Annotated in this window: 11 protein-coding genes; 6 read left to right on the top strand and 5 right to left on the bottom strand. The window is 66.1% G+C overall.

The window, feature by feature from the left end; translation table 11 throughout:
- Positions 1-336: 336 nt before the first annotated feature.
- From AC13GI_RS10975 to AC13GI_RS10950, 6 genes are all read left to right on the top strand, one after another.
- A complete protein-coding gene (locus AC13GI_RS10975; protein WP_482996283.1) occupies positions 337-2,601 on the top strand; it encodes a methyl-accepting chemotaxis protein in 2,265 nt (754 codons plus the stop codon).
- A gap of 32 nt (positions 2,602-2,633) precedes the next feature.
- Entirely contained in the window at positions 2,634-3,503 is an 870-nt protein-coding gene (locus AC13GI_RS10970; RefSeq protein ID WP_099818374.1) for a CheR family methyltransferase, read from the top strand.
- Positions 3,500-4,096: a chemoreceptor glutamine deamidase CheD gene (gene cheD, locus AC13GI_RS10965; protein WP_025878962.1), complete on the top strand. Its 597-nt coding sequence runs from the start codon at positions 3,500-3,502 to the stop codon at positions 4,094-4,096. The genes AC13GI_RS10970 and cheD overlap by 4 nt, the downstream gene beginning before the upstream one ends.
- Positions 4,093-5,166, top strand: a complete 1,074-nt coding sequence (locus tag AC13GI_RS10960) for a protein-glutamate methylesterase/protein-glutamine glutaminase (RefSeq protein ID WP_340569970.1) — start codon at positions 4,093-4,095, stop codon at positions 5,164-5,166. The genes cheD and AC13GI_RS10960 overlap by 4 nt, the downstream gene beginning before the upstream one ends.
- A gap of 92 nt (positions 5,167-5,258) precedes the next feature.
- Positions 5,259-6,842: a hypothetical protein gene (locus tag AC13GI_RS10955; RefSeq protein WP_482996282.1), complete on the top strand. Its 1,584-nt coding sequence runs from the start codon at positions 5,259-5,261 to the stop codon at positions 6,840-6,842.
- A gap of 44 nt (positions 6,843-6,886) precedes the next feature.
- Positions 6,887-7,867, top strand: a complete 981-nt coding sequence (locus AC13GI_RS10950) for a hypothetical protein (protein WP_482996281.1) — start codon at positions 6,887-6,889, stop codon at positions 7,865-7,867.
- A gap of 162 nt (positions 7,868-8,029) precedes the next feature.
- Here the strand turns inward: AC13GI_RS10950 and acnB are convergent, their stop codons facing one another.
- The 5 genes from acnB to AC13GI_RS10925 form a co-directional block, all read right to left on the bottom strand.
- Positions 8,030-10,621, bottom strand: a complete 2,592-nt coding sequence (gene acnB, locus AC13GI_RS10945) for a bifunctional aconitate hydratase 2/2-methylisocitrate dehydratase (protein WP_100465271.1) — start codon at positions 10,619-10,621, stop codon at positions 8,030-8,032.
- Positions 10,622-10,662: 41 nt separating this feature from the next.
- The gene (locus AC13GI_RS10940; protein ID WP_008267153.1) at positions 10,663-11,061 is read right to left on the bottom strand and encodes a type II toxin-antitoxin system VapC family toxin; all 399 of its coding nucleotides are present in this window, start codon (positions 11,059-11,061) and stop codon (positions 10,663-10,665) included.
- A gap of 6 nt (positions 11,062-11,067) precedes the next feature.
- Complete coding sequence (locus AC13GI_RS10935; RefSeq protein ID WP_008268694.1) at positions 11,068-11,292, bottom strand: AbrB/MazE/SpoVT family DNA-binding domain-containing protein; 225 nt, start codon at positions 11,290-11,292, stop codon at positions 11,068-11,070.
- Positions 11,293-11,683: 391 nt separating this feature from the next.
- Positions 11,684-13,609 (bottom strand): M48 family metallopeptidase, encoded by a 1,926-nt coding sequence (locus tag AC13GI_RS10930; protein WP_133119573.1) that lies wholly within the window; start codon positions 13,607-13,609, stop codon positions 11,684-11,686.
- Complete coding sequence (locus AC13GI_RS10925; RefSeq protein WP_482996280.1) at positions 13,599-15,689, bottom strand: DUF4034 domain-containing protein; 2,091 nt, start codon at positions 15,687-15,689, stop codon at positions 13,599-13,601. The genes AC13GI_RS10930 and AC13GI_RS10925 overlap by 11 nt, the downstream gene beginning before the upstream one ends.
- Between the last annotated feature and the right edge of the window lie 197 nt (positions 15,690-15,886).

The raw sequence follows: 15,886 nt of genomic DNA, 5'->3' as shown, positions 1-15,886 counted from the left end.
GCAGGACCGTTGGCGCCATGGATGGCGCCAACGAGCCCCCATGGATGGGTTCACGGCGTGTCCTGCCTGCCCACCCCGACCCGGCTAACCCATAGCAACCCATCGCCATGACCCGCCGTTGCCGTTGCCGTTGCTGTTGCTGTTGCTGTTGCTGTTGCTGTTGCTGTTGCCTCAAAAGCCTGCCGCAGGCAGCGCCGCAGCCGCCGCTGCAAGGAAACCTGAATACGTTCGAACAGCCCGCCTCAATCCCCCGCCCCCGCGGCCGATAACGGTCATGTCACCGCTGCTCCCGACCAGCACCGGCGCCTCCACCCACCACGACCCGGGTACTGCTCGATGAATCTCCTGCATCGCTGGCAACACTACTTCAGCAATCTCTCCGTCCGGCGCAAGCTCAACCTGCTCACGCTGCTGATCGCGCTGGGCGTGATCGCGCTGTCGGTGATCGCTGCCCGCATGCAGTACCTGGACCTCACCGATACCCGCAAGTCTTCGCTGAAGACCCAGGTCGAACTGAGCTACGGCATCCTCGACCACTACCACCGCCTGGCCGGAACCGGTGAACTCAGCGAAGAAGCCGCCAAGGCCGCCGCGCTGCAGGCGCTGGAAGTCATGCGCGCGCACAACGATACCTATTACTACAACATCTACGACACCGGCTATCACGTGCTCATGCACCCGTTCCGCAAGGATCTGGTGGGCAAGGACATGAAGGATTTCCGTACCGGCGATGGCATCCGCATCTACTACGACCAGATCGAAGCGGCCAAGGCCGGCGGCGGCTTCGTCGCCTATCGCTGGGCCAAGCCCGGCGAGAAGGGCGAGGTCGAAAAGGTCGCCTATGCCGGCCTGTTCAAGCCCTGGAACTGGGTGGTCAGCAGCGGCGTCTACATGGATGACGTGCAGCAGCAGGCACTGGTCTTCACCGCCATCATGACCCTGGCCGGCGGCGTACTGGTGCTGATCGTGCTGGCCCTGAGCTGGGTCATCGGCAACCGCATCGCGCGCCCGTTGAAGCAGGCTACCGCCGTCGCAGAGGGCATCGCTGGCGGCAAGCTGGACAGCCACATCGGCCCGCAGCCGCATGACGAACCCGGTCGCCTGCTCGAAGCAATGTCACGCATGCAGCAGCAGCTGCACGCAGTCATCAGTGGCCAGCGCGAGATGGCGCGCCGTCACGATGAAGGTGAGCTCAGCTACCGTATCGACGCCAGCGCCTTCCCCGGCGAATACGGGCTGATGGTGCAGGAAACCAACGTCCTGGTCGGCAGCCACGTGCAGACCCTGCACGATGTACTGAACGTCGTGCAGCAGTACGCCGTCGGCGACCTCAGCGGCGACATCGCCCGCTACCCGGGCGAAAAGGCGGCGATGACCACCACCGTCGACACGGTCAAGGCCAACCTCGGCCGCATCAATGCCGAGATCAAGCAGCTGGCCAGTGCCGCAGCCGCCGGCGACTTCAGCCAGCGCGGCGACGCACAGCGCTTCGATCACGATTTCCGCACCATGCTGGAAAACCTCAACGCCATGATGGCGGTCAGTGATGACAACCTCGGCAAGCTCTCACAGCTGCTGTCGTCCATCGCCGACGGCGACCTGACCGCACGCATGCATGGTGACTACCAGGGCGTGTTCGCGCGCATGCGTGACGATGCAAACGCCACGGTCAGTCAGCTGACCCAGATCGTTGGCCAGATCCAGCTCAGCGCCTCCAGCATCACCCTGTCGGCCGGCGAGATCGCCTCGGGCAACAGCGACCTGTCGCGCCGCACCGAACAGCAGGCGGCCAACCTGGAAGAAACCGCCGCTTCGATGGAGGAACTGACCTCCACCGTGCGCCAGAACGCCGAACACGCACGCCAGGCCAACCAGCTCGCCATCGGTGCGCATGGCGTGGCCTCGCAGGGCGGCAGCGTGGTGGGTCAGGTGGTCACCACCATGTCGGCCATCGAAGCGTCCTCGAAGAAGATCGCCGAGATCATCTCGGTCATCGATGGCATCGCCTTCCAGACCAATATCCTGGCGCTGAATGCCGCAGTCGAAGCCGCCCGTGCCGGCGAACAGGGCCGTGGCTTCGCCGTGGTCGCCAGCGAGGTGCGTACCCTCGCCCAGCGCTCGGCCGCCGCTGCCAAGGAGATCAAGGGCCTGATCGATGATTCGGTCGGCAAGGTCGCCGAAGGCTCCAGCCTGGTCCACCAGGCCGGCAGCACCATGGGCGAGATCGTCGCCTCGGTGCAGCGCGTGACCGACATCATGGCCGAGATCTCCGCCGCCTCGCAGGAACAGTCGGCCGGCATCGAACAGGTCAACCAGACCGTGGTGCAGATGGATGAAACCACCCAGCAGAACGCCGCGCTGGTGGAAGAAGCCACCGCCGCCGCACGTGCGATGGAAGAGCAGGCCGCGCAGCTGGCCGACGCCGTCGCGATCTTCCGCCTCGACAACCAGGTCGCCGTCGCAGTGAAGGCGGTGACCGCGAAGGTCGCACCGAAGGCCGCCAGTGCTGCACCGTCGCGGCCGCCGTCGACGCCCGCACCGATCCGCCGTACCCACTCCAGCACCGTCGTTTCCAACGACGGCGACTGGCAGGAATTCTGATCCTCGCGGCGGCTGCGGCCGCCGCCCCGCCGATGGACACGTCACCCGTGCAGAGCCCTACCCCCATCGTCAGCGGTACGCGCGAATTCGAGTTCGCCGACCGTGATTTCCGCCGCGTCTGCGACCTGATCTACCAGCGCGTGGGCATCGCCCTCGCGCCGGCCAAGCGCGACATGGTGTACGGACGCCTGTCGCGCCGCCTGCGGACGCTGGGCATGCGCAGCTTCCAGCAGTACCTGGATCACCTGGAACAGGGTGATGGTGACGAGTGGCAGGCATTTACCAATGCGCTGACCACCAATCTCACCGCGTTCTTCCGCGAGCCGCACCATTTCGACAAGCTGCGCGAGGAACTACAGCAGCGCAACGGGCGCGGCCCGCTGCTGCTGTGGTCGTGCGCCGCCTCCACCGGTGAAGAGCCCTACTCGATGGCGATCACCGCCTGCGAAGCGTTCGGCACCCTGAAGCCGCCGGTGCGCATTGTCGCCACCGACGTCGATACCCAGGTGCTGGCCACCGCCGGGCGCGGTGTCTACAACATCGACCGTGTCGCCGGCCTCGATCCGGACCTGCGTCGCCGCTACTTCCAGCGCGGCAGCGGCCCCAACGAAGGCCAGTGCCGCGTACTGCCGGCGCTGCGCGAGCTGATCGAGTTCCGCCCGTTGAACCTGCTGGCGCCGCGCTACGACGTCGGCGGCCCGTTCGATGCGCTGTTCTGCCGCAACGTGATGATCTACTTCGACAAGCCGACCCAGCGCGCGATTCTTGGCCGCCTGGTCAATCACCTGGCCGACGACGGCCTGCTCTACACCGGCCACTCGGAGAACTACCTGCACGCCGCCGATCTGATCCAGCCCTGCGGCCGTACCCTGTACCGGCGCGCGCAGGGAGCCAGCGCATGAATGCATCGCTGCGCACCGACGATGTGATGCGCTACCAGGACGCACGCTTCAAGACCATCGCCGCCAAGCTGCTGCCGACCCAGTACCTGGTGGTGGATGACACCACCGCGCTGACCACGACGCTGGGTTCATGCGTGGCGGCGTGCCTGCGCGACCCGGTACTGAAGATCGGCGGCATGAACCACTTCCTGCTGCCCGAGGGCAACGCCGGCGACGGCGCGCCCGCACGCTATGGCAGCTACGCGATGGAACTGCTGATCAACGACATGCTCAAGCGTGGCGCACATCGCAAGCGCATCGAGGCGAAGGTATTCGGTGGTGCCAACGTGCTGAAGGGCTTCACCAGCAATCCGGTAGGCACGCGCAACGCCGAATTCGTGCGCCAGTACCTGCAGGCCGAGCATATCCCGATCCTCGCCGAGGACCTGTGCGGCATCCACCCGCGCAAGATCTGGTTCTTCGCCGATACCGGCCGCGTCGTCGTGCAGCGCCTGCCGCACGCCCACGAAGCCGAAGTGGCCGCGACCGAATCGGCCGTGCGCGCACGCCTGTCGAAGGCCCCGGTCACCGGTGGCGTGGAGCTGTTCGAATGACCCTGACCGGCAACGCCCCCTGCCGGGTCCTGATCGTCGACGATTCCGCCGTCGTGCGGCAGATGCTCACCGAAATCCTGTCCAGCGATCCGGCCATCGACGTGGTCGGCACCGCTGCCGACCCGCTGCTGGCCCGCGAGAAGATCAAGCGCCTGGCCCCGGACGTGATCACCCTGGACGTGGAAATGCCACGCATGGATGGCCTGGCGTTCCTGGAAAACCTGATGCGCCTGCACCCGTTGCCGGTGGTGATGATCTCGTCGCTGACCGAGCGCGGTGCCGATACCACCCTGCAGGCGCTGGGTCTGGGCGCGGTGGACTTCGTTTCCAAGCCCAAGCTTGATGTAGCCCGTGGCCTGCAGGCCTATGCCGATGAAATCATCGCCAAGGTGAAGATGGCTGCGCGCTCACGGGTGCGCCCGCTGGTGCGCGTGGCCACACCGAAACTCACGTTGGACGCCGCCCCTGCCGTGCGTCCGGCAGCAACGCAGTTCCGTACCACTGACCGCCTGATCGCCATCGGCTCCTCGGCCGGCGGCACCGAAGCACTACGCGTGGTGCTGGAAGGCATGCCCGCCGACGGTCCCGCAGTGGTGATGACCCAGCACCTGCCCGCCAGTTTCAGCACCGCCTTCGCCGAGCGCCTGGACCGCCATTCGGCGATGGCGGTACGCGAAGCCAGCGATGGTGAAGCGGTGCTGCCCGGCCACGCGTACCTGCCACCCGGCGGCAAGCACCTGCGGATCATCCGCGACGGTGCGCGCTGGCGCTGCCGGGTCGACGACGGCCCGGCGGTGAACCGGCACAAGCCGGCCGTCGACGTGCTGTTCCGCTCGGTGGCGCAGGCCGCCGGCGGCAATGCCATCGGCGCCATCCTCACCGGCATGGGCGATGACGGCGCACGCGGCCTGCTGGAAATGCGCCAGGCCGGTGCGCCGACGCTGGTGCAGGACGAGGCCACCAGCGTGGTCTGGGGCATGCCCGGTGCCGCGTTCAAGCTCGGCGCGGCCGAGGAACAGGTGCCGTTGGAGCGCATTACGGAACGATTGCTGGCGCTGGCCCGCGGCTGACCGTCCACCGCATTGCACCGCCTCACCCTGTCTTCCAGACGCCGGCCCCGGAAGGGTCGGCGTGGCTGTTTTGCTTTTCAAGGAGCTTGACGATGGCCCAGCGTACCTTCCGCATTCAATCATCCCTGCTGGCGACCGCCCTGCTGGTCCCACTGACGGCTGCCGCTGACGGGCTGCCGCCATCGCCGCAGGCCACCCCTGCCGCTGCCGCCGTCACGGACGGTGTTGCACCGTGGACCGAGCGGGTCCAGATCCAGAGCGGTCCGGATACCGGATCGCAGCGTGTCCACGCACCGGATGTAGCACTGCGCATCGTTACCCCCGATGACAGCGAGGCGCTCACCCCGAAGGGACTGGCACTGCTCTTCAGCGGCAATGAGCCGGACTACTTCCGGCGCAACACCCTGCCCGGCAGCATCGTCGAGAGCAAGGCCAGCCCTGCCATCACCCTCATGCCGTCGGTGGCCAAGGCACTGGTGGGCGGCTACTTCAGGCACGTCCCCGATGCTGTGCCCAACCAAGCCAGCACCCTGCGCTTCAGTGCGGACAGATGGGCCCTGGTGCACCAGGGCAATACGCGGAAGGATCCCCTCTACCGCCTCAATCACTCCAGCACCATCCAGCAGCGCCGTGCCGATGGCACGCTGGCGGAAATCATCAGCTGCAATGACAGCGACAACCGGGCGACTCTGGACGCATGGCAAGCCAATGATTACGCGCGGCTCAAGGCGGCCGCGCAGATGATCACGATGAAATGCATCGAGAAGCTGGTCAAGAGAATCCCCGCGATGTACCCGCGCCCGTTGGCCGCTGAAGATGTCAGCGCCTTCGCTGACGGCGTCGTGCCACCGGCACGCGTGCGCGTCTACGCCGCCCTGGGGCGGACCACCACCCTGTACACCGATGCCGCCTGCCGCGAAGACTACCGCGACAGGATCGACGTCAAGTACAACAACGCCGGCGACAAGGGCGTGCTCGGCATCCCCGTCACGGAAACCCTGCGCAGCAAGGAGAACGAGCGGTTCTCCATGCTCAGCTACCAGGAATACGAAGTACCCGGTGGCAAGCCGCTGATCTTCGAGGCACGCTTCGACGCAAGCAGTCGCCTGTACTGCGACGGCAAGCTGTCGGGCCAGTTCGTGGCCAGACCCGGCCAGGATTACGAGGTGGAATTTGAAGTGGCCGACAAGATCTGTCGGCTGCATATCCGCCAGGTGCATGCCGACGGCAGCATGACCCCGCAGCAGGCACGGGCGACCCCGACCATCTGTGAGGGCACCCGCGCGCCGGTCCGCATCGAGCCGCGCCAGGACATGCAGGTGCTGCTGTTCAACCCCGGCCAGCTGCAGATCCAGGATGCCAACCAAGGCAGCGCACCGCGGCAGCTGAGCGACGATGCGGGCAGCAGCGAGGCACTGCAGCAGATGCTGCAGCAGGCCAGCGGGAATCCCGGCACGCGCCTGTGCGTGGTGGTACCGGCCACGGACTACAGCAGCGTCCTGCACGATGCCGTTCGCCAACGCGTGCTGGATGCACCGCAGGTGTTGCCCAGCCTGTGGGAGGAAGCGGCGTCAGTGAACCAGCGCCGCAATGCCGCCGCCGATGCTCCGCTCGACATCGCCACTGCGGTGAGCCACTGCAAGGCGTTCCCGATCAAGGAATTCGTGGCGCAGTGAGTCGCAGCGCGCGCCTCCATCATTTTTCCCCAAGGAGTGCCACCGTGGCATTACGCCCAACCTGCCTCACCGCCGCGATCGCGGCCTGCCTGCTGCTGGCTCCGTCGGCCCACGCCATCGACGAAGCGCCCGCACCCACACCTGTCGCCGCCGCCGTAGCCGCGACCGAGGCAACGCCCGATCCGGCGGCGAATGCCGCACCGGCGCCAGAGGCATCGGACGCTGCGTCCACGGCTGCTGTATCCGTTGATGAAGCAGCGGCAACCGTGGCCGCCCCCGCCGCCGGGAATGTTGCAGCGGCTCCGGCGCCCGCCACCGATCTCAGCAGCCTGCAACGGGTGAAGGTCACCTCCGGCCTGGGGCTTGGGCCCAACGGCAATCGCGTGGGCGACCCTGTCCTGCGCCTGGTAATGCGCGCCGACACTGCTGCCGTCACCGCGGCCAAGGTCGGGCTGTCCGCTCTGGCGTTCGTCACTGGCGTGGGTGACATCGGCACCAGCAACAGCTTCAGCAAGAACAACGTGCGTGGCGACGACATTCAATCCGTGCCCAGCCCGGCCTACGGCGCGTTGCCGGGCATGATCCGTGAGCAGCTGGCGCTCTATTTCGCAGCGCATCCCGGCGCCATTCCCAGCGACGAGCGTACCGTGGAGGCCAGCGCCGGTCAGTGGTCGCTGGTGTACCAGAAGCTCAGCGACGCAGAGACACCCTACGAGCTGCGCCACGATGTAACCATCGGCTTCCCGCTGGTGCGCAAGCTGTTCCGCAGCGCCAGTGGCGGCCAGGGCGTGCACTGCCAGGACGAAGCGCGGGTTGCCCCGCTGCAGGAATGGCAGGCCGACAACTACGCCAAGGCGAAAGCCGCATCGCGTGAATTCGCCGAAGCCTGCATGGTCCGCTTCGTCGCCGAACTGCCGCGCCTGTTCCCCGACCACGGCGTGTTGCCGGAAACGGCCGCGGAACCGGAGCTGCCTACGGACGCGCCAGCCGTGACCGAGGAAGCGGCCGCCGTCACCCAGGCTTGACGCCCCGGTAGTGCCGCCCGCTGGCCGGCAACGCTCTTGACCTCGCGCGTGTGCCGGCAAGCGGCCGGCACTACCAGGCATCATCCGCACAACAAAAAACCCCCGGCGTTCACCGGGGGCTCTTCGTTTCAGCTGGATGCCGGCCAGCGGCCGGCACTACCCTCAGGCAGCGACCGTGTTGGCCACGTCCTGGTATTCCTCGATCTGGTCGAAGTTCATGTAGCGGTAGATCTCCGCGCCGCTGGCGGCGATCACGCCCACATCGGCCATGTACTCTTCCTTGGTCGGGATGCGGCCCAGACGCGAGCAGATCGCGGCCAGTTCCGCCGAACCCAGGTACACGTTGGTGTTGCGGCCCAGGCGGTTCGGGAAGTTGCGGGTCGAGGTCGACATCGCGGTGGAGCCTTCGCGGATCTGCGCCTGGTTGCCCATGCACAGCGAGCAACCCGGCATTTCCATGCGTGCGCCGGTGGCGCCGAAGGTGCCGTACACGCCTTCCTTGGTCAGCTCGGACGCATCCATCTTGGTCGGCGGGGCCACCCACAGGCGGGTCGGCAGGTCGCGCTTGCCTTCCAGCAGCTTCGCAGCCGCACGGAAGTGACCGATGTTGGTCATGCACGAACCGATGAACACTTCGTCGATCTTCGCACCCGCGACTTCGGACAGGGTCTTCACGTCGTCCGGGTCGTTCGGGCAGGCCACGATCGGCTCGTGGATGTCGGCCAGGTCGATCTCGATGACGGCGGCGTACTCGGCGTCGGCATCCGGCTCCAGCAGCTCCGGGTTGGCCAGCCACGCTTCCATCTTCTCGATACGACGCTGCAGCGAACGCGGATCCTGGTAACCCTCGGCAATCATCCACTTCAGCAGGGTGATGTTGCTGGTCAGGTACTCGATGATCGGTTCCTTGTTCAGGCGCACCGAGCAGCCGGCCGCCGAACGTTCGGCCGAGGCATCGGACAGTTCGAACGCCTGTTCGACCTTCAGCTCCGGCAGGCCTTCGATTTCCAGGATGCGGCCGGAGAAGATGTTCTTCTTGCCAGCCTTGGCCACGGTCAGCAGGCCCGACTTGATCGCGTACAGCGGGATCGCGTTGACCAGGTCACGCAGGGTCACGCCCGGCTGCATCTTGCCCTTGAAGCGCACCAGCACCGACTCCGGCATGTCCAGCGGCATGACGCCGGTGGCAGCGGCGAAGGCGACCAGGCCCGAACCGGCCGGGAACGAAATGCCCACCGGGAAACGGGTGTGCGAGTCGCCGCCGGTGCCGACGGTATCCGGCAGCAGCATGCGGTTGAGCCAGCTGTGGATCACGCCGTCGCCCGGACGCAGCGAGATGCCGCCACGGGTGGAGATGAATTCCGGCAGGGTGTGGTGGGTCTTGACGTCCACCGGCTTCGGGTAGGCCGCGGTGTGGCAGAACGACTGCATCACCAGGTCGGCCGAGAAGCCCAGGCAGGCCAGGTCCTTCAGCTCGTCACGGGTCATCGGGCCGGTGGTGTCCTGCGAGCCCACCGAGGTCATCTTCGGTTCGCAGTAGGTGCCCGGGCGCATGCCCTGCCCTTCAGCCAGGCCACAGGCGCGGCCGACCATCTTCTGTGCCAGCGAGAAGCCCTTGCCGGTGTCGGCCGGCTGCACCGGCAGGCGGAACAGGTCGGTCGGGGCCAGGCCCAGCGCTTCGCGCGCCTTGCCGGTCAGGCCACGGCCGATGATCAGCGGAATGCGGCCACCGGCCCGCACTTCGTCGAACAGCACGTCGGACTTGACCTGGAACTCGGCGATCACTTCGCCGTTCTTCAGCGCCTTGCCTTCGTACGGACGCAGCTCGACCACATCGCCGTGCTCCATCTTCGACACGTCCAGCTCGATCGGCAGCGCGCCGGCATCTTCCATGGTGTTGTAGAAGATCGGGGCGATCTTCGAACCCAGGCAGACGCCACCGGCGCGCTTGTTCGGGATGTACGGAATGTCATCGCCCGTCCACCACAGCACACTGTTGGTGGCCGACTTGCGCGAGGAACCGGTACCGACCACGTCGCCCACATAGGCGACCAGGTGACCCTTGTCCTTCAGGTCGAGGATCTGCTGGATCGGGCCGCGCTTGCCGTCTTCTTCCGGGGTGAACGGCGCATCGTCGCGCTTGTTCTTCAGCATCGCCAGGGCGTGCATCGGAATGTCAGGGCGGGTGGTCGCGTCCGGTGCCGGCGACAGGTCGTCGGTGTTGGTCTCACCCGGCACCTTGAACACGGTGACGGTCAGGCTCTGCGGCACTTCCGGGTTGCTGGTGAACCACTCGGCATCGGCCCAGCTCTGCAGCACGGACTGGGCGTTGGCGTTGCCGGCCTTGGCCTTTTCCTGCACGTCGTGGAAGGCGTCGAACACCAGCAGGGTCTTCTTCAGAGCATCGGCAGCGATGGCGCCGACGCTGGCATCGTCCAGCAGCTGCACCAGCGGCGCGACGTTGTAACCGCCCAGCATGGTGCCCAGCAGTTCGGTGGCGCGCTCGCGGCTGATCAGCGGGTTCTGCTCGCTGCCCAGTGCGATCGCGGCCAGGTACGAGGCCTTGACCTTGGCAGCGTCATCGACGCCGGCCGGCACGCGGTGGGTCAGCAGGTCGAGCAGGAACTCGGCCTCGCCCTGCGGCGGGTTCTTCAGCAGTTCGATGACATCGGCCGTCTGCTGCGCGGTCAGCGGCAGGGGCGGGATGCCAAGCGCAGCGCGCTCGGCGACGTGGTGGCGGTAGGCTTCCAACATGACAACTCCCGGGTAATGCGTGAGGTGAATAAAAAGTGGGCTCAGGCTTGCGGCACGATCAGCTTCAGGCCCTTGAAGTAGTCGCGATAAAACGTGTCGTTCCAGGTGATCAGGCCGTCGCACTGCAGCAGTGCGTGGGCGCCGACCATGAATTCGTCCAGGCTGCGGCGGCTGCCGCTGCGCTGGCGGTGACGGCGGTGCATCTCGCCGGCGCGCAACGCCGACTTGGCTTCCATCGGGTTGAAGTGCACGCCCATTTCTTCCAGCGCTTCGAGCACCTCGGCGCCGCCGCGCAGTGATGCGCAGACTTCGGCCAGGGTCGCGCCGCAGACCACCACGCGGCCACCGACCAGGCTCTGCCGGAGGATGGCCTCCACGGCATCGGCCTGCGGACCATTGCTGAGCAGCTCGACCAGTACCGGCGAATCGACGGCGATCATCACCGATCAGTCCTCGTCGCGCACCGAACGCACGGCTGCGTCGGACGATTCGAAGCCGTCCAGCGCGAACTTGCCGCGTGCCCGTGAAATGGCATCGTCAACACTCTTGCGCAGGATGATGCGGCTGCCGTCCAGCTCGACCTTCAGCAGCGTGCCCTTGGTCAGGCCGAGGGCATCACGCACCGCCTTGGGCAGGGTGATCTGTCCGCGTTCTGCAACAGTGGCTTCCATCGGTACGCCCTCTTCGGTATGCATGAATTATACATACCGAAAGGGCCATACCGCCAGCTGCGTCCCTGCAACACCGACCGCAGGCAGGCAGTGAACCTGATACGCTCGCCCCTTCCCTGCCCGCTGCGGCTGCAGGTCCGCCGACAGATTTCCGCGAATGTCACCCGGCGGTAGTCGTTCAGGTATCAGTTTGCTAGCGCCCACGGGTAGCCGCCGCCAACGGCCACCCATGGCGCTGTTTTCGTCGTGCTACGTGAGCCCATCTTTCCTGAACGGGAAAATATCTGGTCCGCCAGGAACCCGCCAGCCGGTAGTCAAACGCGCGGCAAGCCGTGGCCGGGACCGCCCGCAAACCGAAGCGCACTGGCAAAGCCCGCCTGCCCTGCCAGCATCAGATCCGCTGGGCAAATGCCTTGCCGCGCACTATTCGCGCCGCGAGCCCGCTATCTGGCATTTCTACCGTGCCCATCCATGCCAGCCCTTCAGGAAGCTGCACAGCGTCAAGCAGTTGAATGCAACGCAGCCGCTGGTGGCTGTCACTGACGCGCAGCCGATCAAGAATGGTTTCCTTCGGCCCTGCGTCAGGCACCACCACGACCACCAGCCTGTGGCGATCGCTCCGCCACCGCGATCGTTGCTGCAACAGGCTTACCGATCTCGCGATCGCCCGTACGCGCCGCAATGCGCGCCCCATGTCTTCGCGTACGTAATCAGGCATCTCAAATGGTTCAAAGACACTGAGCGGATCCAGCCAGTCCCATTCCTCGGCCTCGACATGCGCCGCGAGTGCGTCGGCAGCCACGTCACGCCGCAGAGCCGCCAGGGTGGAGGCGTCTGTCCCTGCCCGGTGCAGAAGTCGCAATCGCAACCGGCGGCAATGTCGATCCATGTCGATCGACTGGCCCGCACAGCGGTCAAGCATCTCCAACGCCTTTGCACCATCTCCGCTGTCAATGGCGTCGCCGATCAGCATTGAATGCGCAAGCGTGAGATCCTGTTCGCCGGAGACCACCGCATCGTTCAGGATCTGCTGCCAATCCGCCTCCGCCAGCTCCCGCTGCAGCCAGCCCAGCCGTTCCAGCGCGCGTGCAGGCAGTGCCTGGGTACTCCGGCGACAGAGCAGCTGGTCACGATCCCGGCGTAGGCACTCGCACCGCTGCACATGCCGCCGCCACGCGTCAGCAGCATCGGCAGGCCACCGGCGATCCAGCGCATCCGCCAGCAACGTGGACGTCAGCATCGGCACCAGCACCGAGAGCGCCGATCGCCCCTCACCCACCGGATCCAGCACCGGTGTGCCATTGCCCAGCAACATGCGAATCCGGTCACTCAACCGTGGATGCGCCTCCAAAGGTGCAACACCGCACAGCACGGCTTCGTCGAGCCAGTAGCGCTGTTCACTCGGGCCGGGCCAGTGCAGCGCCCCATCCAGCAACCCTGCAAAGGGTTTTCCTTCCGGCGCGTCAGGCAGCGTGTCCACGGGGAAGAACAAAGGCCACCAGTGCGTTGACAGCGTATGCCTTGCCAATCCGATCATCGCGAGCGTCTGCGCAACCTGCGCGCTTCCGCAGCACTGCGCCGCCGCAAGGTCGGCGCGGTACTCACAGCTGTACGAGAGGCGACGCCATCGGCGCTCGGCCAGTGGACCGCACAGTCGGCCGACCCACGCCACCAGACTCCACATTGATCTTGCGTACCGCGTACCTGCACCGTCCGGCGCCCTACGCGATGTCAGTGCCAGCAATCTGACCAGCAGCGTGTGCAATACAGCACGCGCTCCCTCGACGTGCCCCAGCTCGTGTGCGATGACCGCCCGCAGCTGCTCGGGTGAGAGCATCGCCATCAATGGAAAGCCCAGTGTCACCCGCAGCACCGGCGTGGTCCCCGGACGCCAGCGACGCTCGATCGTTATCGAGGCATTGCACTCATCGTGGATCCAGATCTGATCGATGGGCGCCAGCCTCCTCGCTGCTGCTACGGCATCCAACACCGCGAACAACGCAGGGGCCTCGTTCCTTCGCACGGCCGGCCACGGTGCCACATCGGCAGGTGTCGCCCGATACCCGGCCAGCATACGAGTGACGGCGCACAGATGAAGCAGCGCAAGCACCGGCATGGGAACCAGCAGGACGTGCAACCACGGCAGGCTGGCATGCCCGGCCCAGGCTAGTGTCAGTACGGCGATCAGCGGAGCTGTCGCGATCACTGCCAGCGGCAGGGCCAACAGAACCACGCCTCCAATGCCCGCCAGCACCCCGCCCGCAGCCTCACGAACCCGGCGGGCCGACCACGCGGCCGATGTCGCGTCAGCCTGCATCTGAGTCGGGTGGCGCCTCACCGAACGTCAGCGCGTAGGCCACGGGGTCAGCCTGCTTCCGATCACGTTCGATGGCGCGGCGCCAACGAAGGCCGCCCAGCCAGTGGCCCTTCATCTGCAGGCGATCCTGCAGGCCTGCAAGGTCCGGATCGTCCGGCTCACGCTCGCTGGCGCGCTCCAGCCAGACGCTTGCCAGCCAGCGGTTGGTGACGACACCGATGCCCGCAAGGAATGCGTCGGCGAAGAATCTGGACGCCCATGCCTCCAGCTCAGTGTCATCCTGAAGCCAGATACGAACCAGGACGGTATGGACTGCCTCATGCTGCTCATCCGTGGTTCCTTCCCAAAGCATCCGCACCAGGGTCTGCATTGCGTACGGCCAAGCCCGATCGTGCGGCAGCGTGACCTCGTTGACACGCCGATAGCAACGCAGCGCGTCGGCGCGCGCTTGGGGACAACCATCGCTATAGAAGGCTTTTGCACGCCTGAGCCCCCAGTTGCACAGGGCAACCGGGTGATCGGCGGCCGCGGCGGTTTCGAGCAGCGCCGCGCTCCGGGCCGCGTCCGGGACCGCACGACCGCGCTTGGCGGGCGGTGCATCTGGCGATAGCTCGCCGGAGTACACCAGCATGGCGCCCGCGTGACCACGTGCGACAAGTCGCTCGAACAATGCGATCCCGGCATCCGAATCGATGCCGTCATACAGATTGAATGCGTGCTGGCCCACATCCGTGCCTTGAGCCTCGGCCATACGCAGCGCCAGGTCGAAGCGGGCTTCCCTGCAGCCAGCCGCCAAGGGCGCATCGCCAGCAAGACCAAAGGCATCGCACTGGCGGGCGACGTCCAGCCACAACAGCGCACACGCATCGTTATGCAGAAGCTCTTCAAGCTCCAGGCAACGGCGCATCAGACCAGCGCTGTCATCAATTCCAACATGGGCGACGCACTGCTCCAGCGTATACAGACTCCGCTCGGCGAATGCGTAAGGCATCAGCTCGAACATCTCCACCAACATCGCGTACACGCGCTGCATTTCAGCCTTGTTCCAGCAAACTTCGCCGCCCACCTCCGTCCGTGCCTGATAGGCAAGGTGCCGGGTATAGGCCCTCAACGCACGTGCACGGGTATCCGGCAGCAAGTCTGCAGCCAGCAGGGCATCAAGGCTTTCCCTTACCTGCGCGATGTCCTCCGGGTCTTCACTGTCATCGATCATCCCGATCCAGTCATTCTCCTTCAGCTCGCGCAGATCATTGCGCTGCGCCTCGGTCAGCCCCTTGCAGATCGGACCGTCGATGAAACCCTGCATCTGCTCGTGGCTTCCTCCCCAGCGTGGATAGAGGAAATACAGATAGTCACCCAGCAGGTCCAGGTCGTTGGGGCTGACTGCCAATGCCTGCCGCAGCCAGTAGATCTTGCCGTCCTCGAACTCGTGCGGCAGCCGTGGTGCAAGGCACTCCGGCAGGCAGGGCATCTGCTGCAGAGCCCCGCCGAGGGACGCCACATGCGCCAATCCTGCCTGCCAGGTCAGCTCATCATGGCCATCAGTGTCCGGGTACGCATCCGGCACTTTGCCAACCTGCTGATCCAGCAGCCATTGCGGCTCACCGAGATAGCACGTGACCCTCAACAGTCGATGCCATGCCTGTCGCCCGCGCGGGTCACAGCTCAGCGCCTGCAGGAAGCAGGCTACTGCGTGGTCTCTGGCCAGGCCGGCGCCGATCCACTGACTGCGGCCCACCTGGTTCGCGCACCGTGCTGAACGGATGCGTGCGGCGGCCTGCGCCCAGGCAGCACCCAGCACCAGCCAGGCATGGTAGCTCTGCGGGCACCGTGCAACCCACTCCCGCAACAGCTCCATCAACCGGATCTGTTCAACCCACGGCGCGATCAGCTGCTGCATCAGCCATTGCGCTGAGCCCAGCCCGGTCCGCGGCTCCTCCAGGTCGTCACGACTGGCAAACAGGGCGTCCAGGGCCTGCCCCTGACCGGCCAGAAGCAGCTCCCGGGCAGTGTTACGGGCGCTGACGGCATCAGCGACCTCCGGGCGTTCGTGGGGGGCGGTCAGGCGTTCATGGGTCATTGGCTGGAACTTGCTGGGATCAACCGTTCACTCTGGTTGGCCTCGCCAGCAGCCGCCATGAAGAAAGTTGCAAAATCGGCAGGGGCACGAAGAACCGTGACATCGGCACTACATACAGCCCTGTAACCTTGCGTCCTGCGCCAAGGGCGTTCCGGCCCCTCTCCGCTCGGCCATACTGGCGGGGATCGGGCGGCCGC

The organism is Stenotrophomonas sp. 82F1 (genome assembly GCF_056861525.1).
Note: the sequence above shows the minus strand (reverse complement) of the source record. Positions and strands in the feature narration are given on the sequence as shown.

Excerpts from the sequence above, each read along its gene's own strand:
- AC13GI_RS10975 (WP_482996283.1), top strand. The coding sequence starts at position 337 with ATGAATCTCCTGCATCGCTGGCAACACTACTTCAGCAATCTCTCCGTC.
- AC13GI_RS10970 (WP_099818374.1), top strand. The coding sequence starts at position 2,634 with ATGGACACGTCACCCGTGCAGAGCCCTACCCCCATCGTCAGCGGTACG.
- cheD (WP_025878962.1), top strand. The coding sequence starts at position 3,500 with ATGAATGCATCGCTGCGCACCGACGATGTGATGCGCTACCAGGACGCA.
- AC13GI_RS10960 (WP_340569970.1), top strand. The coding sequence starts at position 4,093 with ATGACCCTGACCGGCAACGCCCCCTGCCGGGTCCTGATCGTCGACGAT.
- AC13GI_RS10955 (WP_482996282.1), top strand. The coding sequence starts at position 5,259 with ATGGCCCAGCGTACCTTCCGCATTCAATCATCCCTGCTGGCGACCGCC.
- acnB (WP_100465271.1), bottom strand. The coding sequence starts at position 10,621 with ATGTTGGAAGCCTACCGCCACCACGTCGCCGAGCGCGCTGCGCTTGGC.
- AC13GI_RS10940 (WP_008267153.1), bottom strand. The coding sequence starts at position 11,061 with ATGATCGCCGTCGATTCGCCGGTACTGGTCGAGCTGCTCAGCAATGGT.
- AC13GI_RS10935 (WP_008268694.1), bottom strand. The coding sequence starts at position 11,292 with ATGGAAGCCACTGTTGCAGAACGCGGACAGATCACCCTGCCCAAGGCG.
- AC13GI_RS10930 (WP_133119573.1), bottom strand. The coding sequence starts at position 13,609 with ATGCAGGCTGACGCGACATCGGCCGCGTGGTCGGCCCGCCGGGTTCGT.
- AC13GI_RS10925 (WP_482996280.1), bottom strand. The coding sequence starts at position 15,689 with ATGACCCATGAACGCCTGACCGCCCCCCACGAACGCCCGGAGGTCGCT.